Annotated in this window: 14 protein-coding genes; 11 read left to right on the top strand and 3 right to left on the bottom strand. The window is 50.9% G+C overall.

Annotated elements, in window-relative coordinates; all coding sequences use genetic code 11:
- The first annotated feature begins 69 nt into the window (after window positions 1–69).
- The 9 genes from ABD851_RS13605 to ABD851_RS13565 all read left to right on the top strand — a co-directional run bounded on the left by ABD851_RS13605 (window position 70) and on the right by ABD851_RS13565 (window position 16,491).
- Window positions 70–2,250, top strand: a complete 2,181-nt coding sequence (locus ABD851_RS13605; RefSeq protein WP_344980182.1) for an outer membrane protein assembly factor BamB family protein — start codon at window positions 70–72, stop codon at window positions 2,248–2,250.
- Window positions 2,251–2,432: 182 nt separating this feature from the next.
- Window positions 2,433–3,017 carry an RNA polymerase sigma-70 factor gene (locus ABD851_RS13600; protein ID WP_344980180.1) on the top strand — a complete coding sequence of 195 codons (585 nt, stop codon included), beginning with the start codon at window positions 2,433–2,435 and terminating at the stop codon, window positions 3,015–3,017.
- A 54-nt stretch (window positions 3,018–3,071) separates the two neighbouring features.
- Entirely contained in the window at window positions 3,072–5,282 is a 2,211-nt protein-coding gene (locus tag ABD851_RS13595; RefSeq protein ID WP_344980178.1) for an alpha/beta fold hydrolase, read from the top strand.
- A gap of 128 nt (window positions 5,283–5,410) precedes the next feature.
- Window positions 5,411–6,607 (top strand): FecR family protein, encoded by a 1,197-nt coding sequence (locus tag ABD851_RS13590; protein ID WP_344980176.1) that lies wholly within the window; start codon window positions 5,411–5,413, stop codon window positions 6,605–6,607.
- A 198-nt stretch (window positions 6,608–6,805) separates the two neighbouring features.
- Window positions 6,806–10,144: a TonB-dependent receptor gene (locus ABD851_RS13585; protein ID WP_344980174.1), complete on the top strand. Its 3,339-nt coding sequence runs from the start codon at window positions 6,806–6,808 to the stop codon at window positions 10,142–10,144.
- A 104-nt stretch (window positions 10,145–10,248) separates the two neighbouring features.
- Window positions 10,249–11,736 (top strand): RagB/SusD family nutrient uptake outer membrane protein, encoded by a 1,488-nt coding sequence (locus tag ABD851_RS13580; RefSeq protein WP_344980172.1) that lies wholly within the window; start codon window positions 10,249–10,251, stop codon window positions 11,734–11,736.
- A gap of 13 nt (window positions 11,737–11,749) precedes the next feature.
- Entirely contained in the window at window positions 11,750–13,237 is a 1,488-nt protein-coding gene (locus tag ABD851_RS13575; protein WP_344980170.1) for a sulfatase family protein, read from the top strand.
- A 54-nt stretch (window positions 13,238–13,291) separates the two neighbouring features.
- Window positions 13,292–14,899, top strand: coding sequence for a sulfatase family protein (locus tag ABD851_RS13570; RefSeq protein ID WP_344980168.1), 1,608 nt, complete (start codon window positions 13,292–13,294; stop codon window positions 14,897–14,899).
- Window positions 14,900–14,991: 92 nt separating this feature from the next.
- Window positions 14,992–16,491 (top strand): sulfatase family protein, encoded by a 1,500-nt coding sequence (locus tag ABD851_RS13565; RefSeq protein WP_344980166.1) that lies wholly within the window; start codon window positions 14,992–14,994, stop codon window positions 16,489–16,491.
- Window positions 16,492–16,733: 242 nt separating this feature from the next.
- Here ABD851_RS13565 and ABD851_RS13560 read toward each other — a convergent pair whose 3' ends face one another.
- Window positions 16,734–17,147, bottom strand: coding sequence for a BrxA/BrxB family bacilliredoxin (locus ABD851_RS13560; RefSeq protein WP_344980164.1), 414 nt, complete (start codon window positions 17,145–17,147; stop codon window positions 16,734–16,736).
- 238 nt (window positions 17,148–17,385) lie between these two features.
- Between ABD851_RS13560 and ABD851_RS13555 the strand changes: the two genes are divergently transcribed.
- A complete protein-coding gene (locus tag ABD851_RS13555; RefSeq protein WP_344980162.1) occupies window positions 17,386–17,847 on the top strand; it encodes an Hsp20/alpha crystallin family protein in 462 nt (153 codons plus the stop codon).
- A 125-nt stretch (window positions 17,848–17,972) separates the two neighbouring features.
- On the opposite strand, the gene ABD851_RS13550 is transcribed toward ABD851_RS13555, so the two are convergent.
- Together ABD851_RS13550 and ABD851_RS13545 are read right to left on the bottom strand one after the other, a co-directional pair.
- Complete coding sequence (locus ABD851_RS13550; RefSeq protein WP_344980160.1) at window positions 17,973–19,370, bottom strand: type III PLP-dependent enzyme domain-containing protein; 1,398 nt, start codon at window positions 19,368–19,370, stop codon at window positions 17,973–17,975.
- Window positions 19,371–19,513: 143 nt separating this feature from the next.
- On the bottom strand, window positions 19,514–20,185 hold the full coding sequence (locus tag ABD851_RS13545) for a WbqC family protein (protein ID WP_344980158.1): 672 nt from the start codon (window positions 20,183–20,185) through the stop codon (window positions 19,514–19,516).
- A 514-nt stretch (window positions 20,186–20,699) separates the two neighbouring features.
- On the opposite strand from ABD851_RS13545, the gene ABD851_RS13540 reads away from it, so the two are divergent.
- Complete coding sequence (locus ABD851_RS13540) at window positions 20,700–21,245, top strand: LEA/WHy family protein (RefSeq protein ID WP_344980156.1); 546 nt, start codon at window positions 20,700–20,702, stop codon at window positions 21,243–21,245.
- Window positions 21,246–21,284 lie beyond the last annotated feature (39 nt).

The raw sequence follows: 21,284 nt of genomic DNA, 5'->3' as shown, positions 1-21,284 counted from the left end.
AAGCCGGAAAGATTTCCGCTGATGACCGGAAGACATTCGACCTGTTACTCCATCAATCGTTTATAACATATGAACCTACGTTGCACGGCATACCTCAGGTTTACCGTATTTACCGTTCTCCTGCCCCTTCTCTGCGGCTGCATCCGGGAACAGGCAAACAAGCATACATCCTGGAGCCAATATCTGGGAGATAACGCGGTCAGCCATTACTCCGCTCTTCATCAGATAGACACCACTAACGTCAGGCACCTGACGATGGCCTGGCAATATCATACCGGCGACGCGGATTCAAGCGGACATTCCCAGATGGAATGCAACCCGATCATCGTAAACGGCATTTTATACGCGACCTCCCCGAAGCTTAAGCTTATTGCGCTGGATGCGGCTTCCGGAAAAGAAAAGTGGGTCTTCGATCCATACGCTTCGGCGGACAAAGCCAGTATCCAGATCAATGCCAGCCGGGGTGTCACCTACTGGGAAGAGGGCCGGGATAAAAGGATATTTTTTGCAGCAGGATCATATGTATACGCTGTCAACGCTCAGACCGGTACGCTTGTCACCGCCTTCGGCGATTCCGGCCGGATCGATCTTCATGACGGACTGGACCGGGACGTGCAGGATCTGTATGTGGTCTCGACCACACCCGGTATCATTTATAAGAACCTGCTGATCCTGGGGACGCGGGTATCCGAAGGAGGAGACGCGGCGCCGGGCAATATACGGGCATTCGACGTCCGTACCGGAAAGCGCGCATGGATATTCCATACCATTCCCCATCCCGGAGAGCCGGGTTATGATACCTGGGAAAACAAAGATGCCTGGAAGTATACAGGAGGCGCCAACTGCTGGTCGGGTATGAGCCTGGACGAGAAAAGGGGTATCGTTTATGCTCCTACGGGATCTGCCACGTTCGACTTTTACGGAGGCCTCAGAAAAGGCAGGAACCTCTTTTCTAATTGTATCCTTGCTCTGGACGCCGGTACCGGAAAGCTCCTCTGGCATTTCCAGACCATCCACCACGACCTCTGGGACCGGGACTTACCGGCCCCGCCCAACCTGGTGACCATCATGCACAAGGGCAAGAAAACAGATGCGCTGGCCCAGGTCACCAAAACAGGATTCGTATTTGTATTGAACCGGGATGATGGCACACCCCTATATCCCGTACACGAAGTACCGGTGCCTGACTCATCAACGCTTACCGGTGAAAGCCCCTGGCCGACGCAACCCGTTCCCGAGCTGCCCAGGCCGTTCATGCCGCAGACCTTCGATACCAGCGATATCAATAACCTCGTTCCGCCTTCATCACAGCAGGCCGTCCGGTCAGCGCTCGCCCGGCTCGAATACGGGCACATGCTGATCCCGCCCAGCGAAAAAGGGAGCGTCGTCTTCCCCGGCTTCGACGGCGGAGCCGAATGGGGAGGCGCCTCCTATGATCCGGAAACGGGATACCTGTATATAAACACCAACCAGGTGCCCTGGACCTTACATATGGTAAAAGCCGGTGAGGACCGCCCTGAACCGGCCCGGACGGCATCCGAATACGGCCACCGCATTTATACCGATCATTGCATGGCCTGCCACGGAACCAACCGGGAGGGCGGAGGCGATTATCCCTCCCTGCTGCATATCGGTCAAAAATATTCCGAGGCGGAGATACTCCGGATCATCAACAACGGCCGGCGCATGATGCCCGCTTTTAAGCAAATTCCCGACCGGGAAAAAAAATACCTCATCGCCTATCTGCTGGGCATCAAAGGAGACACGCCTTTAAAAAAAGGCAGCTCCGGAAAAAATACCGGCGGGCTTTCAAAATCCCCTTTTGTGCCTTACAACATGACCGGGTATAACAAGCTCGTTACCCCCGAGGGCTATCCTGCCAACAAGCCGCCATGGGGAACGCTGACGGCTATCAATCTGAATACCGGCCGGCAGGTATGGCAGATCCCGCTGGGCAGTCATCCGGAACTGGAAAAAAACGGAATGCCCGCTACCGGCACCGAAAATTATGGCGGTGCAGCAGTAACAAGCGGAGGGCTGTTATTTATTGCGGCAACATCTGACGGGAAGATCCGCGCTTTCAATAAAGCCACCGGAAAGCTGCTCTGGGAAGCCGGCCTGCCGGCGCCCGGATATGCAACGCCGTCTACTTACGCGGTGAACGGAAAACAATATCTTGTCATTGCCTGCGGCGGAGGGAAGCTGAATTCTCCCTCGGGAGATGTCTATATGGCTTTTGCACTTCCCTGACGACATGGGCGCCGGGGGCTTTTTCCGGATATCCAATTGCTGTAGATATATTATACCGGCTGCGCGCTTTATTTCGGCTGCGCGCTGCGCACGGCGCTGTATAACCCGAACAGTGCACCAAAGACAGAAAGAATTTCCGCTTCTTTTATCTTTGATTAATTTTAAGATGCAAACTCCTCTTTATGCCAGCTAAACCGCCACTGACGGATCATGAGCTATTGGAGCAGATTTCCGCTTCCGACCAGAAAGCGTTTGATCTGTTATTTGAGAGATACCGCAACCGCCTCTTCGTTTACCTCATCAAGGTTACAAAATCAAAGGAGACCTCGGAAGAGATCGTGCTGGACGTTTTCCTGAAAATATGGCAAGGCAGGACGTTGCTTTCCGAAGTGGATAATTTCGAAGCCTTTCTCTTCCGTATCGCCCGCAACAAAGCGCTCGATTTCCTGCGATGGGCACAAAAAAGACCCCTTGTGCAAATGGAGATCTGGAGCCGGATACAGGATACTCCGGCTGCTGCTCAGACCGACAACAGGATACTGCTCCAGCATGCCGAAGCTGCCATACACTATGCCGTAAAGCAACTCTCCCCCCAGCGCAAAGCTGTCTTCCTGCTAAGCCGGGAACATGGCCTTACTTACGAAGAGATCGCGACGCGCATGCATATTTCCCCTCATACCGTGCGGAACCATCTCGCAGCTTCACTGCAGTTTATCCGTAACCACCTTTCTTCCAACGGCGAAATGCTACTTTCCCTGTTGTTTTGACCTCCGGGTGATTCCATCATTTTTTAAAACAGAAAATACGTCTTACATTAAAGAATGAAAAAATACATCCTCCTGTTCATCCTGGCTCCTCTGGCCTTCGGCACAGGCTTCCGGAATGCCTGTGCGCAAAACGCCCGTCCGGATTCCGCCGGTATTCAGCGGCTTCCGTCCATCCCGTTTCTCCCCGACCCGCTGGTGCTGGATGAAGGGGGCCGCAATATTCCGGTGACCGGCACGATGCAGTGGAATAAAAAACGCCAATGGATAAAAAAAGAATATCAACATTGGATATCCGGATCCGTTCCTCCGCCCCCGAAATCTTTCCACGCCAGTATATTAAAAGATACCGTCGAAAACGGCGTGCGGCTGCGCACGGTGGAGCTGCGCTTCGGTCCGGAAGACCGGGCAAAGATGACGGTCGAGCTGATGATCCCTCCTTCCGCAAAGCCACTGCCGGTATTCATGACCCAGTGGAATCACCGCGGATGGGCGAAGATCGCCGTACGGAGGGGGTATATCGGATGTGTTTACGCCGGCGCAGACGCCAAAGACGATACGCGCAACTATGACCAGGTTTTTCCCGGCTATGACTTTGCCACCCTGATGAAGCGGGCCTGGGGAGCCTCCCGGGTCGTCGATTATCTCTATACCCTTCCGGAAGCGGATACCCTCCGCATCGCGCTGACAGGCCATTCGCGCAACGGAAAACAATCCCTGATGGCCGCGGCATTCGACAACCGGATAACGGCGGTAGTCAGCAGCAGCGGCGGCACGGGGGGCGAGAGCACCTTCCGGTTCTCCGATGAACGTTTTGATTCGGAATCCCTGCAGGAGATCACGCACAATTTTCCCCATTGGTTCTGCCCCCGCCTGCATTGGTTTTCCGGAAGGGAAGATAAACTGCCGGTGGATCAGAACTCGCTCATGTCCCTTATCGCTCCGAGGGGTCTCATGCTGGTCTCCGCCGTCACCGAAGGGCAGGGTAATCCCTGGGGAGTAGAGCAGTCGTACCGCTCGGTAAAAGAAGTATATCATTTCCTTCATTCGGACAGCACGGTGGCCATCCTGCTGCGACAGGGACGTCATCAGCATGCGGCCAGGGATGTGGAAAATTATATCGATTTCTTCGATTACGTCTTTGGCCGTTCTGCAATACCGCCGGCCAATCAGCTGTATACCGGCTATTCGTTTGAGCGCTGGAAACAGCTGAGCGGAGAAAATATCGATCCCGCCCGGTACCGGTCAGCCGGCCGGCAACCCGGCATCCTTTTTCCGGAAGCGACCTCCTTACCGGCGCGGCAGGACAGCATCCGGAAAAAGATAGGGTGGTTGATGGGATTTGAACCCCCGGGCGTCAACGGGGGCCGTGTCTTCTCCCCCAAGCTGACCGGAAACCGCACCTATCCCGACGACTATCTCGAAGAGGTCATTGAAGGGACCGCCCTTCCCGCCGGCATCCGGAAAATGACCTTCGGCCCATACACTCCTCTGGGGGAAGACCTGTGGGGCACGATCTATTTCCCGGAAAGCGCCGTGACGAACAACGTGGTTTCCCGGAAGCTTCCCCTGGTCATCTTCCTCCACGAATACGCGTATGCTACCGGCTACCACAGAAGAAGCGCAACGTTTATCCGCGATCTGACCAGCCGGGGCTTTGCCGTACTGGCTTTCGACCTGCCGGGATTCGGCACCCGCATTGAGGAAGCCCGGCATTTCTATGACCGCTATCCCCGCTGGTCGCTGATGGGTAAGATGGTGGCCGACACCCGCAATATCATCAGCGATGTTTACACCCGTATGCCCTTTATCGATACTGCCAATCTCTTCCTGGCCGGCTACTCCCTCGGAGGAACCGTGGCCCTGCTCACCGCCGCGCTGGATACGCGTGTGAAGGGAACGGCCGTCGCCGCCGCCTTCGGCTCGCTCAGAAATGATAATACGGGTACCGAAGGCATCCGGCATTTTTCGCACCTGCACGGTCTGCTGCCACGCCTCGGCTTTTTTGTGGGACAGGAAGACCGCATCCCGCTGGACTTCCAGGATATTCTTGCCTGCATCGCTCCACGTCCGCTGCTGGTGATCGCGCCGGAGCGAGACCGGGACCATCCTGCCGGAAGCGTCCGCCGGATCATGACCGCGGTATCTGCGCTGTATGATAAAGAAGGCGCTGCCGGCCATCTCCGGCTGGAAGTGCCGGCTGACTACAACCATTTCCCGGATGCCTTTCAGCAAAGCATGGCAGCCTGGATGCAGCAGAGACGTTAGGGTCTCCTCCTCACGGAAGAATCTATCGAATGCCGGTAAAAAATTTTTTTTCCTGCATTAGTAGGAGCGTCCTCCATTTTCGTCTTTCTAACGGAAGGGTCCGGTTCGGGACCTTTTGAACCACCTTTATGACGGACGAAAATAAGCGGCTACAGGAGCTTTTCAGGCTTTACCTGGAAAATAAGATAGATGCCGGAGAATATGATGCGTTCTGGAACTTGCTGGAATCAGACAAAAACCGGGATGTTGTGGTTGCGGAACTGCAGTCTCTATGGGAAAAATCCGGACATGGGCACAGCGGTCCTCCGAAGCCGGTATGGGAAGAAAAGATGAATCAGCTGATTTCTGATGCGCGGGACCGGCCTGTTATGGTAAAACGCAGGAAGCTGCAAAGAAGGCGATGGCGTACAATTGCTGCAGTGGTCCTCCCCCTTCTGCTTGGCACTGGACTATACTTTCTCCTGAGCCGCCACCCGGGAAAAACGGTCGTAACCCGCTCCTCCGCCACCGCCGGCCGCCAGGATATCCGGCCCGGAGGGAACAAAGCCGTTTTAACGCTGGCCAACGGTACGCATATCGCGCTGGACAGCATGGACAACGGGACGGTGGCCCGACAGGGCGGCACCAGTATACTGAAACTGAGTAACGGGCAGCTTGCCTGTAACAGCAAGGACAATGTCACCGGGAAGGTCGCTTATAATACGCTGACCACGCCCCGGGGAGGGAAATACCGGATCATCCTGCCGGACGGCAGCAAGGTATGGCTGAATGCCGCCTCCTCCATCCGGTTCCCTGCAACCTTCTTCGGCGGAAAACGAAGCGTCGATATCACCGGAGAAGTCTACTTCGAGATCGCAGAAGATGCCTCGAAGCCATTTGAAGTAACAGCAGAAGGCACAAAGGTGCAGGTACTGGGCACCCATTTTAATGTGATGGCTTACAATGACGAAAGGTCCATACAAACCACCTTGCTGGAGGGCGCTGTAAAGATATGCAAAGGGGATGCGGAGGTGCTTCTGAAACCGGGACAGCAGGCGCGGGTAAACAAAAAGGGGGAAATAAACCTCATCCCTGCCGTGGATATTGACAGGATAACCGCCTGGAAAAACGATCTCTTCTGGTTCGACCATGAAGATATCCGTTCTGTGATGCGGCAGTTGTCGCGATGGTATGATGTAGATGTGGAAATAGAAGGCAATATCGCGCATCATTTCTCTGGCACATTGCCCAGGAATGTCAATGTCTCAAAGGTTTTCCAGGTGTTGGAAGAGACGGGCGGGATTCACTTTAAAATAGAGCGTCATAAAATAATCGTTTCACCCTAAAATACACTGCATGATGACGTAATCCCATCAAAAAAGCCGGGGGTGCTGTCACACCACCGGCTATAAATGGCTGAATAATAAAATCATCCAGACGACGGATCACTTATCATTTAACCAAAGCTTAAAGTTATGCATTTAAAATTCCTTTTCAAAAAAGAGAAGGTCTTACCCCTCTTCATTTCAAAAATCACACGGTGTATGCAGTTAGCCAGCGTTTTGATATTAGCCGCCTGCCTGCAAGCCAATGCCAGCACCTATGCCCAGAAGATAAGTATCTCCCTGAAAAATACGCCACTGAAAAAGGTATTTAAAGCGATCAGGGAACGGACGGGATATAATTTCATCTATACCAGTGAAGTATTGCAAGATGCTGTGCCTGTTACCTTACATGAAAAAAACACCGCGCTGAAGGAGATATTGGACAAGTGTTTTTTGAAACAGCCGCTCAGCTATAGCATTAACGGGAATATCATTGTTGTCAAAAAAAAGACAGCGTCAAAAATACAGATCAATACCGATACCACAATACAAATAAAAGGCATCGTAAAAGACTCCCTTACCGGAAATCCATTGTCAGGAGTTACCGTGAAAATGAAAGAGAGTACAATAGGCACCATGACAGATGGCCGGGGTCGATTCAGTCTGTCCGTTCCCAATGGTGCAATACTCGGGATTTCCTATCTCGGCTACAATAAAAAAAGCATACGGGTTAATGGTTCCCAAGATCTCATTATCAGACTCTCCGCTGCCCTTACCGGACTAAATCAGATTGTCGTCATCGGCTATGGTACGCAGAAACGTGCTGATTTAACCGGATCGATCTCATCCATCAAACCTTCCGAAATACAAGGTACACCCATCACGTCCGTTGATCAGGGACTGGTGGGGCGGGCTTCCGGGGTTCAGGTAATCCAAACCTCCGGCATGCCCGGCGCCATTGCTTCCATAAGGATCAGGGGAACCAGCTCCTTACAGGGAGGAAACGAGCCGCTCTACGTCATTGACGGCGTTCCGGTTTACAGCGGAGGGGGATATGGGCGGACCGGCGGAAAAACGCAGCTCAGCCCGCTCGCGACCATCAATCCAAGCGACATTGAGAGCATTGAAATTCTTAAAGATGCATCTGCGACCGCTATCTATGGGTCGAGAGCGGCCAACGGCGTCGTGCTCATCACTACTAAATCCGGGGAAAAAGGAAGGGATATCATCTCGTTTGATGCCTATTTCGGGACCCAATCCATAGTGAAAAAGATTGACCTTATGAATGGCGCCGATTATGCCAAGCTGGTAAATGAGGCCTACACAAACGACGGCTTAACGCCTCCGTATTCCCAGGAGTTTATGGATAACATTCCCAATCATGGAAAAGGAACCGACTGGCAGGACGAGATATTTCGCTCCGCTCCGATACAGAACTATGAGCTCTCCTTCATGGGAGGCGATAAAAAAACAAGTTATGCGGCATCTTTAAACTATATCGACCAGAAAGGCATTGTACTGGGCTCGGGAATGAAACGATATTCCGGAAGGATCAACCTGGACCGGCAGATGAACGACAAGTTCAAGATCATATCCCACCTCTCCCTGAGCCGTATATTATCAGATAATGTTCCTACCGATGCAGGCGGCACTGACGGAGTGGTAACGGGAGCATTAAATTTCAACCCTCTGTTAGGAATTTATGAAAATGATGAAACCAAAAGCTATACTCTCGTTAACAAACCGGGCATCCTGGTACCCAACCCTGTGGCAACGGCCCTGGAAATGAAGAGAAAGAACAATACTACCCGGCTCCTGGGAGACATCTCAGGACAATATGATATCACAGAAGGGCTGACGGCAAAGGTTCTTTTCGGGATCGATTACTTTATGAACAAAGCCAGCCAGTATACCCCTTCCAATATTTACCAAAGCGGAGGCGTTGCATCTGCCACTATCGCAGATGCCACCTATACCAACTGGTTGAATGAAAATACCCTGACCTATTCAAAAACCTTCAATCAAAACCATAGCATCAACCTCCTCGGGGGCATCACCTTTCAAAAGAACAAAGGAGAAGATTTATCCGGCTCCTCCCAGGGGTTTGTTAACGATGTGCTCGGCTATAATAACCTGGGAAGCGGATCGGTTTATAATCAGCCGGGATCAAGCACCACCGAATGGAGTATCATGTCCTTCTTGGGCCGTATAAACTATGCTTTTAAAGACAAGTATTTATTTACGCTCAGCGGCCGTTATGACGGGTCATCCCGTTTTGGCACCAACAATAAGTTTGCCTTCTTCCCCTCCGGAGCCATTGCGTGGAAGGCAAGCGAAGAAGAATTCATCAAAAACCTCAACCTGTTTTCAAACCTTAAAGTCCGAACCGGCTATGGCATAACCGGCAATCAGGAGATAGGCTTATATAATTCGCTGGCCACATTAGGAGCGGTGACCTACAGCTTCGGCACAGACATGGTTACTGGGTTCAATCCCAACAAAATCCCAAATCCTGATCTCAAATGGGAACGCACCGCACAATATGATGCCGGGTTAGACCTGGGAGTGCTCAACAATAATATCAGTCTTACCGCCGACTACTACTATAAAAAAACAACGAACCTGATCTATAGCGTGGCGGTTCCCCTTGTCTCCGGCTTCGGGACCTCGTTACAAAACATCGGCAGCATTCAAAACCAGGGATTTGAAATCGGGCTGCAAACCAATAATTTAAACAGGGCCTTTAAATGGACTACGGACTTTAACATCTCCTTTAACAAGAACAAGGTCCTGGAACTGGGCGGCGAGCAATATAAAGATGTGGGTGGCGGAGACGGCCATTTAAAAACGGGACAAGTGCACAGGTTAATTGTAGGGAAGCCGATAGGCTTGTTTTATGGATATGTATTTGACGGCATCTTCCAGGATAATACGGAATTGGATAACGGACCGGATGGACCAACCAACTATCTCGGGGGGAAACGCTATAAAGACCTGAGCGGACCAGACGGTAACCCGGATGGAAAAGTCGACGCCACTTACGACCGAACGGTCATCGGGGACCCCAACCCCGATTTCTATGGCGGCCTGGCCAACACATTCAGTTATAAAGGAGTCGAGCTGAGCATCTTTATAAATTATTCCTATGGAAATGACATTTTAAATTATAATGCATTCCAGCTTGGGCTTCCTTCAGGCGGACAAAACGTATATGCAGACCTCGTCAACAGATGGACACCGGAAAATCACAGCAACGTATATGGAAAGGCCACAACCAACCGGTCTGCAATATTCAGCAACCAGTTTATTGAAGACGGATCTTTTATCAAACTAAAGACGGTAACCCTCTCCTATCTTTTTCCAAAGCTAAGCGTCAAATGGCTATACGGCCTGAAAGTATATATAACAGGACAGAACCTTCTTGCCATAACACATTATAAGGGCTATGATCCGGAAGTAAGCTACAGAGGGGCATCCAATCTCGAAACAGGTGAAGATTTCGGAGGATACCCACAGGCGAGAAGCTTTCTATTTGGAATAAGTGTTAATCTCAATTAATCAGAGGGCTATTATCATGAAACCGAGCATGATAGAGATTCTTTTACAGAGAAATGTAAACAGGCGAGGTTCCATCTGACCATTAAAAATTAAACTATTAACAGATGAAAAGGATATTGTACTTTTTTATATTGCTGAGCGTGGCGCTTGCCGGTTGTGAAAAATCCGGCTTTCTAAAAGAGTCCCCTACAGACCGTTTTGTTGAAGGCAACTTTTACAGCAGTCCGTCTGATGCACAGGCGGCGGTAGATGCAGTCTACAATCAGCTGTACAGCATCTATGACCGTAATATGATCCTGTTGAATGACCTGCCTGCCGATGATGAAAAGAATGGCCTCGGCATGCCCAATCAGTATCTTCAGGACCTGGAATTCCTGAAATACACCACTGAGAACACCTTTATCCAGAGCATGTGGGGCAGCAATTATTCAGGGATCGGAAGGGCAAACAGCGCTATTAACAATATTAATAAAATGTCATTTGATACGACGCTCAAAGCGAGACTTATCGGCGAAGCGTCGTTTCTCAGGGCACTTTACTATTTTAACCTGGTAAGGTTTTTTGGCGATGTTCCCCTCATCCTGGATCTGAAAACTTTGAAGGATGCTATCATCCCAAGAACTTCTACGGACTCGGTTTATGATCAGATCATAAAAGATCTTCAATTCGCAGAAGATAATCTCCCCGTAAATTATGACAGCAAGAATCTGGGTCGTGCTACATCCGGAGCGGCTAAAATTCTGCTGGGAGAAGTTTACCTGACCAGACACGATTTCCAGCAGGCGGCCGACAAGCTGGCTGAAGTGGTAAAGCACGAAGAAGAATACGGTTATGGATTGAATAATGATTTTGCCGATAATTGGAAAATTCCTACAGAAAACGGGAAGGAATCCGTATTTTCCGTCCAGCACCTCCCCCCGCCGGGGCATGCAATCGGACTGATGACCCTGGAGGGCCCTAAATATTCTGTGCCCGGCGGCGGCATTCCCGGAATCCCAAACACCAACGAGGCCGATATACCAACGATGGATTTATATACAAGATATATCGACGGAGATACCCGAAAAGATGTCACCTTTAAGATAGAATATCTCAGCCCTGCCAACGGGCAGATATATAAGTCATCTATTCCTCTTTTTGGAAAGTATTGGGAAGAAGGACTGACAAAGACCGGTAATTGCGACATCAACATGCAGGTCATCCGGTATGCCGACGCCTTGCTGATGTATGCCGAATCATTGAACGAAACCGGCAATACCGCCGATGCCGTCAAAATATTGAACCGCGTCCGTGAAAGAGCATTTCATGATACGGAACACGACTATGCGGATTTGACACAGTCCCAATTCAGGACAAAGATTTATCTGGAAAGAAGGCTTGAATTTGCCAATGAAGGGAAAAGGTGGTTTGACCTGGTGCGGACCGGCCGGTTGCTCGAAGTCATGAAAGCGCATGGGACGCTGGAAGCCAAGTTAGCAGAAAGCAATAAAACAACCATTACCCAAAACGCCAGGGCCTATCAATCGCTTTACCCGATTCCTCAGCGGGAACTTGACCTGAATAAATTACTGACCCAGAACCAGGGATGGTAAAACCATATATACCATGAAGCCAATAATAACCGGAGCAGCCGCTATACTCTTGCTAATGACCACTTTGATACCAAAGGTATCAAAAAGCCAGTCCGCTACCTTATCTGAGAAGCCCAATATCATACTGATATTTATGGACGATATGGGTTATGGGGATCTGGATGCATATGGAGGGATCGGCTACACAACTCCCAATATCGATAAGTTGGCGGCAGAAGGCATGAGATTTACCAACTTTTATGCCGCACAACCCATCTGCAGCGCTTCCCGCGCAGCCATACTGACCGGATGCTATCCGAACCGGATCGGTTTCTCCGGGGCTTTAGGCCCGCATTCCAGGATAGGGATCAGCGGCAAAGAAGTGACCATTGCAGGTATGTTGAAGAAAATAGGCTATGCAACCGGGATCATCGGCAAATGGCACCTGGGGGATGCCAAAAAGTTCCTGCCCCTTCAACATGGATTTGACTATTACTTCGGGTTGCCTTATTCCAATGATATGTGGCCCGTTAATTATGACGGACAGCCCATTAAACCGGCAGATCAGGCCTGGGGAAGAAAACACACCAAACCACCTTTGCCGCTCATAGAGGGCAATGAGGTAATCCGCCATATTACAACGCTCAAAGACCAGAGCATGCTGACAACATGGTATACCGAAAAAGCCGTACAGTTCATCAACCGGCATAAAACGCAACCCTTCTTCCTTTATATGGCGCAATCCATGGTACATGTTCCCATTGCTGTCTCCGATAAATTCAAAGGCAAAAGCAAGCAGGGATTGTTTGGAGATGTAATGATGGAAATTGACTGGTCAGTCGGACAGATCATGAAGACCCTAAAAGCCGGGGGACTGGATAAAAACACATTGGTCATTTTTACCAGCGACAACGGCCCCTGGTTAACATTCGGCAACCATGCCGGTTCTACCGGAGGACTGCGAGAAGGAAAAGCGACCACCTGGGAAGGAGGACAAAGAGAACCCGCCATCTTCAGGTGGCCGGGAATCGTTCCACCGGGTACCGTATGTAACCAGCTCTCCTGCACCATTGATATTCTTCCTACGTTAGCGGCCATCACAGGAGCTCCCCTCCCCCCGCATAAAATAGACGGCATAAATATATTGCCGCTGTTAAAAGATGAAAGCCGGGCTTCCCCGAGAGACCATCTCTTTTTTTATTTCCGCAAAAACAGCCTCGAAGCGGTCAGAGAAGGCCCCTGGAAGCTCGTCTTACCCCATCCTTACAACTCGTACGAAGACGAGCTCCCGGGAAGGGACGGATTTCCCGGCAAAATGCATCCTGATTCAACAGGGTTAGCTTTATACGACCTGCGCAGGGACCCCGGAGAACGGTACGACGTAAAAGATCAGCATCCGGAGATCATAGAAAACATGCAACATCTGGTGGAAGCCGCCAGAGCGGACTTAGGCGACGACCTGACCGGCCGGCCGGGAAAAAACCGGCGCCCGCCCGGTCATCTTACGCCCGGCGCACCATAAGCCCGGCCAATGCCCGTAGGTATCGAATTTTTATTAACCCCTTATAATTTAACCATGGTTGAAAAGAACAAATACGCCATCTCCCGCAAAGATGCTATCAAGCGACTGGGAAGCCTGACCTTAAGCCTGCCGTTTGCTCCTTCGGTGATCAGCCGGCTATCCTCCAATGCTCCTGGCACCGAAAGCGCGCCTGCCATTCTAAAGCGCAGGCAGCCTGCCATTAAAGGGAAGCCAAATATCCTGTGGATCACTACCGAAGGAGTTCCTGTGAATGCCCTGAGCTGCTACGGCAGTTATCTGACGCGGACCCCCAATATCGACCGGCTCGCCAAAGAAGGATTATTGTTTAGAAATTCTTTCTGCAACAATGCCCTTTGTGCTCCGAGCCGTGCCACCCTGCTTACGGGAAAGTACAATCACCTGAACGGAATGCTTTCCAATTATTATACCGCCTCCAATGGTCAGCCGGCCAGCACCTTTGAAGCGCATCAGCAAAACTTTGCCCGGATACTGAAAAACAATGGCTACAATACGGCGATCGCAGGCAAGTGGCACCTGCCGGCCAATCCCGGGGAAGTGGGTTTTGACCGCTATATTTATAAGAAAGGCGCCGGAGGACCTTATTATAAGGCAGGGGGCTATTTCCAGAATGAAGAATTCGGCAGCACCAAGACGGTAGAAAGGGAACACCCCGGGTATGGCACGGATAATTTTACCAATATCACCATCGAATGGATGAAAGACCTTCAACAAAGGAACAAGCCTTTTTTAATGACCCTTCAATTCTTTAATGATCATCGTCCTTTTGACCCGCCGCATAAATATGAACATATTTATGATCATCAGCGCTTTCCCGAGCCCGGTACTTTCTGGGACAATTATGAAACACGGTCTTCTGCAGCCAGGATAGCCCATATGAGCATAGAAGACATGAAAGATTTCAACCCACCGTCAGACCTGTCCCCCAGACAACGGAAGCAGTGGAACTACCAGGCCTTTATGCGTCATTTTTTCGGCACATTAAAATCCCAGGATGACAACATGGGGCGTATACTTGATTTCCTTGATCAAAGCGGTCTTTCGGACAATACGATTGTCGTTTACACCGGAGATCACGGCTTCTACCTGGGCGATCACGGCTGGTTCGATAAACGTTTTATGTATGAGCAGGCGCTGCGCGTTCCCTGGATGATCCGCTATCCCGGTGTGACAAAGCCCGGCAGCGAAACCGATGCCTGGGTATTGAGCATCGACAATGCGCCTACCGTGCTGGATATGGCCGGGATCTCTATTCCTGCAGACATGCAGGGCCGCAGCCTCATGCCTGTTTTCCAGGGAAAGACGCCTTCCGACTGGCGCAAGTCAATGTATTATCACTATTACGAGTTTCAGGCGCCGCACTGGGTGCTGCCACATTACGGCATACGCACCGAAAGATTTAAGCTGATCAGCTATTATACGATCAATGAATGGGAGATGTTTGATCTGCAGAAAGACCCGGATGAAATGGACAACCTTATGATAGAGGCAGGCTACAAAGTGCGGGAAGGCTACGAAGATGTGCTGCAGAAGTTGCTAAAGGAGCTGGAGGACCTTCGTAAGCAATACAAAGATGATACAGGTCTGCCGGTGAACTTCAGACCGGTGCGCGCTTACAACTGATCCTCATAAAGTTTAACCGGCGGATGGGATGGACCAGGCGTTGCGGAATATTTTTTAGTATATTGGGCATCATCCTCAAACTTTAGCTCCTGATGAAGAACAGAAAGACGGTCGTTATTGCCCTCCTCCTGTGCGGTCTTACCGCCGCCTGTCAACCGCCGGCGCAGAAAAATGCGGAAACCGCGAATGCGGAGCGGCCCAATATCCTGTTCCTGTTTGCGGACGACTGGGGCTGGCCCAATGCGGGGGTCTATGGCGACAGCATCATCCGCACGCCTACCTTTGACAGTCTTGCCGGCGCCGGCATGCTCTTTACAAACGCCTTTTGCACACCTTCGTGCAGCCCTTCGCGTGCCAGCATCCTTACGGGACAATATCCCCACCGCCTGGAAGCCGGGAGCCAGCTCTGGGGCACGCTGCCCAAAAAATTTCCTACCTATACCGCCCTGCTGGAAAAGGCGGGATACTATACCGGCCTTTATGGAAAAGGATATGGTCCGGGTAATGTGCAGGCCGGCGGATACGCGCACAATCCCGCCGGAAAGAATTTTAAAAGCTTTGCCGCCTTCCTGGATTCCCTGAAACCGGGACAGCCTTTTTGTTTCTGGTACGGGGCGCATGATCCGCACCGCCCCTATGTAAAAGGGAACGGGAAAAAACATCCTTCGGTCCCCGGCAGCAGCGATAACAAGGCAGTGCAGGTGCCTCCATACCTGCCCAATACTCCCGAGGTACGCAAAGACCTGCAGGACTATTATTTCGAAGTGGAACGCTTTGACCGGAATTGCGGGGAAATCCTCGCGCTTTTACGAAAAAAAGGACTTTTGAAAAACACGCTTGTCGTGATGAGCGGGGATAACGGCAAACCCTTTCCCCGGTCCAAGGCCAACCTTTATGAGGAAGGCACCCGCGTGCCCCTGGTGGTGGTGTGGGACGGAAGGATCAAATCCGGAAGCATCTCTGAAACGCTGGTCAGCCTGGCCGACCTGGCCCCGACCTTCCTGGCTGCCGCAGGATTGCCGGCGCCGGAAGCGATGACCGCCGAAAGCCTGCTGCCGCTTCTGGAGGGTCGCCCATCCGCCGGAAAAGACCGGCATCTTATTTACCTGGAAAGAGAACGCCATGCCTATGTCCGCAAGGGTAACGCCGGCTATCCCTCCCGCGCGGTCCGCTCTTCCCGCTTTCTTTACATCCGCAACTTCGAACCGGACCGCTGGCCTGCCGGGGATCCCGAGCGGGTGGCTTCCGTAGGATCCTTCGGGGACTGCGACGCCTCTCCCAGCAAAGATTTCATACTGAGCCACCGCTCGCTCCGCCCTGCGGACAGCCTGCCGACCTACTTCGCGCTGGCCTTTGGCAAACGTCCCGCGGAAGAGCTGTACGACCTGCGCGGGGACCCCTATCAGCTGCATAATGTGGCTGCAGATAAATCGTATCGGGATAGCCTGTCCTATTACCGCCATGCCCTGGACCAATGGATGCGCGAGACGGCTGACCCAAGGGCAAAAGATCCGCACGCCGATGTCTTTGATCATTATCCCTATTTCGGTCCGGAACACAGTGCTCAGCCTAAAAACGCCGGCGGGAAGTAAGTGTCCGGCAGCGTTCCCGCAGAAATACGTGGGGCCGCAGCGGATGGAAAACGAAGAACGGCGGGACAATTACACCCCGTGGAGAATGGGGACGAAAGGAAGGTCACTATTGCTCCGACAAGCTTAATAAAAAAAGGTGATCTGAAAACCTCCTATGAACAAAGCCGAATTCGATCACAGTTGGAAGTCCAAATCACCTGTACATTAGTGCAGCGTCAGTCGCGCCCTCCGGCGCCTGAGGCTCAGCAATATTCTTCAAAAGCCGCCTCGAGGTTGGCAGCAATCAGCTGCGCAGGGCGACCTTCGATATCATGTCTTTCGATCATGTGTACCAGGTTGCCATCCTTGAACAGGGCAATCGCCGGAGAAGAAGGCGGATAAGGCAACAGATGCGTACGTACCTGCTGCACAGCCTCTGTATCAAAGCCCGCAAATACGGTTGTAAGACGGTTAGGTTTTTTATCGCTGTTATTTACGGCCAACAGCGCACCCGGACGGGCGGTACCGGCGGAACATCCGCATACGGAGTTGATCATGACGAGTGTAGTGCCCTCCTGCGCAAGCGCATCTTCCACCGCCTGCGGGGTCAGTAATTCCTCAAAACCGTTATCCGTTAACTCTGCCTTCATGGGCAGTACCAATTCTGCTGGATACATTTTGTTTTCTTTTTCACAAAGGTAATATAATATCTACATTTTCCGGAAATCCCTTTTTGCTTTCCCGCTCATCCTATCGCGAACAAAGAAAAAAAGACATTATGTCTGAAAAAAGAAAATGAAAATGACTTATTGTCTGTTTCAAGAAGAAGTTCCGGTCTTATTTGCCGTTTTTTTCTCCTGGTATCCGGTTTGATCTGTAGGAGCTGATACCAAAAGTTAAAAACCCAAAAACGAAATGAAAATGTTAAGAACGCACGCTCATCATCCCGTTGTCCGCAGCCTGCCGGGCTTTGTCGAAGACTTTTTTGTGAACAACAGCCTCCCGAAATGGCTGGACGGTGACTTCTTCAGGTCCGGAAGCGTGGACATCCACCCGCCGGTAAACATCAGGGAAACCAAGGACGGCTTTACGCTGGATGTGGTAGCCCCCGGTCTGGCCAAAGAAGATTTTAAGGTAAAGCTGGAAGGCGACACCCTGCTGATCTCGGCCGAGAAGCAGACGGAAAAGGAAGAAAAGACCGACGACAAACAGATCCGGCGGGAATACAGCTTCCGCTCTTTCAAGCGGGCCTTCACCCTCACCGAATCGGTAGACACCGCCGGCATTAACGCCGCTTACGAAAACGGCGTACTGAAGGTGACGCTGCCCAAAAAAGAAGATCAGGTAGAAGCCAGCAAAGAGATAACGGTGGGATAAGGTTTTGATAAACCCTGGCTTTGCACGGCTGCATCCCAGCCGGCCTGACCGCTACCCGGGCAACCGGGACACAACAAAAAAATCCTCCCGAGCGGGAGGATTTTTTTGTTCATACTAACCCATAATTAATAACCCAAAATCTTCAGCATGCTCTGCCCGCTTTGTTCCTTGGCGTAGAGCCAGTCTTTCAGCTGTCCGTTCTTGTCATAACCCACGACGACATGCTTGGGGGCCGGGATCAGGCAATGCTTGATGCCCCCGTAGCCGCTCAGCTGATCCTGGTAGGCGCCGGTATGAAAAAAGCCGATGTATAAAGGCTCCCCCTTGGTGGCCTTGGGCAGGAACACCTGGTTGATATGCTCCTCGGAGGTATAGAAGTCGTGGCTGTCGCAGGTCAGTCCGCCCAGGTTCACCTGCTGGTATTCCACATCCCATTTATTGATCGGCAACATCAGAAACTTTTCACCGATCCCCCAGGTATCGGGCAGCGTGGTGATAAAAGAGCTGTCGATCATGTACCAGATCTCCCGGTCGTTCTGCAGCTTCTCGCCCAGCACGCTGTAGATCATCGCTCCGCTTTCCCCGACGGTAAACGATCCGAACTCGGTATAGATATCCGGCATGGGCACCCGGCTTTTTTTGCAGGCGGCTTTTATATTCAGCACAATCTGGTTCACCATGTATTCATAATCGTAGTCGAATCCCAGGGAATGCTTGATCGGGAACCCCCCTCCTATATTTATGGAGTCGAGCTCCGGACAGATCTTTTTCAGCTGGCAATACAGGTTCACCACCTTGTTCAGCTCGCTCCAGTAGTAAATATCGTCCTTGATGCCCTTGTTCAGGAAAAAATGCAGCATTTTCAGCTGGAACTTTTCGTGTCCCTTGATCTTATCCACGTAAAACTCCAGGATATCCCGGTTGCGGATGCCCAGACGGGAGGTATAAAAGTCAAAGGTCGGCTCCTCTTCTGCCGCGATGCGGATACCCAGCTTCACCGGCTCCCCGGCGCGGACCATACGCCGGTAGTCCTCGATCTCCAGCTTATTGTCCAGCACCGGGATCACATTCTGGAAACCGCTGTTGATCAGCCGGGAGATCGCACGGGTATAGGACTTGGTCTTGTAGCCGTTGCAGATCACAAAGGTTTCCTTACTGATCTTCTTGCGGGCATACAGCCGTTTGATGATCTCTATATCGTAGGCATAGGAGGTCTCCAGGTGGATACCCTGCCGCAAGGCCTCCTCCACGATAAAGGAAAAGTGCGAGCTCTTGGTGCAGTAACAATAATAATATTGTCCGTCGTAACGGTGCTTACGGATCGCATCGGCAAACATCTTCTTGGCCTTGCCGATCTGCATACCGATCTTGGGCAGGTAGGTCAGCTTAAAAGGGGTGCCATATTTATCGATGAGCGCCTTCAGATCCAGGTCATTGTACCGGAGGTAACTGTCCCGGACTTCAAAACCTTCCTGGGGAAACTCAAAAGTTTGCCGGACCAGGTCCGTATACGTGTTATTCATGACCCGAACAAATATAGGGGTGTGGAATAAAAAAGCTGTGCAAAAGTATAAAAATAGATTATTGACTGATGATTTTTTTGAAGCGCCGGCCGATCCTTTGGAAGGCGTCGTGCTTCAACTGCAAATAAAATCAGCATCTGATCTCATAAAGATTTGAGATAAAGTACTTTATTCGCCTCCAGCCATTCCATAGCTCTCTTCCCTTCGCAAAACAGCAGATCCAGGATGCTCAGGTTGGACAGGAAGCCGGTACGCTCCCCGAACACCTGGGTATACGCGGGCGCGCCGGATCCTTCAAGCGCGGGAAATATACTGCGGGGCAGCACCTTTTCCCGGTGGTCCGCTACCCCGGAGGCCGTATAGGATGGGTGGTATTCTCCGGTGAAATCTATCTCAACCGAAAATCCCAATAACCTATTTATAACATTAAATGTGAACGAATTGAATTCGATAAGAAGATCGAAAGATTGCTCGAAGCAGGGACGCAGCTCATCCTCAAAAAATTCAAACCAGGGGGAGCGGCGGTAGGCCGAGGTAAGGGTTTTCCAGTGCAGGGACTGCCAGCGCTCCCGGTTACATATCCGCACATCCTTCATGGCAGTGCGTTGGTTTTTCCCCTTCTCCAGGGGCACGCTCAACAGGATACGTCCGTTGGGTCCGGCAATGTAATAGCGGTTCCGGTAACTCAGCTTTTGGTAATGATCATATTGCTCAATTTTTAATTTATCATGATTTAGTAAAGTTAAATAATAATAAATACAGGGAAATAATTGTGAATCAATTAATAGTGATTTTTTTTCTATCAAAGATGACATAGTTGCAAAAGTTTTCAAAAGCGGTGTTTAAACCCGTTAACCGGCATATTTTTTAGTTGTAATTAAGTGTCAGTTTATTCAGTATATTAAACTATAAATCATTTTATTATCTTATGATTTTCTTACTAAGAAAATTAGTAGAAAATATTTCTGCCACTACCTTCTCCTTTTTCCAAAAATACTAATTTTCTTAGTAGAGCAGAAAAACCGTTTTGACCGACAACGAATTAACAAATTATACAATGTGTTTTGGGGATTTTTTGGCAGCGGCTCCGCTCCTGCGGGATACCGGAGGCCGGTTTTTTTCGGCGGCGGCAGCTTTTTAAAAAATTCGTTTTGAGGAAGCACCCGCCTCCTGCCGGCAGATGAAATAAAACGGGAAAGAATTCCATCCGGAAGAACAGACATCAATTGGGGGGAAAGGCATTAAATTTGCCGGAAAAGAAAACACCGCAGCCTTTGCGGTCTCGCAAAAGGTCATGATGACCCGGGATAAAAAGACAAACATTATCGGATGAAACAGCCGGAAAACAGGACAGCCGCCATCGCTGCCGGGGAAAAAACACAAAAGAAGGCCGGCAAACGGCACTTATACCGGAAAAAGCGCCTTTTCCCGGTGTACCTCCTGCTGCTGGGACTTGCCGGCTGGCTGATGGCCGGCTGCGCCAGGCCTAGACCGGTGACTTTTGTCGGATACCGCAATCTCCGCGTCATCCAGCCCAGCTTTACCTCCACCGGCATCAACGCCGATCTTGTTTTTTACAACCCGAATGCCTACCCCATGCAGATGAAGGAAGCCAGCATGGATATCTTCCTGAACAACGACCTGCTGGGGCATTTCAGCCAGGACAGCCTGCTCCGGATCCCCGCCCGGGATACGTTTTACTACCCCGTACAGCTGAAAGTAAGTCTTTCCGGCCTGCTGGGCAAGCTGCTCAATACCAACCTGCAGGACAGCTTGACGCTTCGCGGCACCGGCACCTGTAAGGTAGGACGCGGCGGCTTTTTCATGCATCTCCCCATCAACTTTGAGCAACAGGGCCGGCTGAAGCTCTATTAGTTCGATTGATTTGATGATTTGGAAATTTGGTGATTTGGT

The sequence above is a fragment of the Compostibacter hankyongensis genome, from assembly GCF_039541075.1.
GTDB lineage: Bacteria > Bacteroidota > Bacteroidia > Chitinophagales > Chitinophagaceae > Compostibacter > Compostibacter hankyongensis.
The sequence above is the reverse complement of the archived record's forward strand: the minus strand, read 5'-3'. Positions and strand labels throughout refer to the sequence as shown.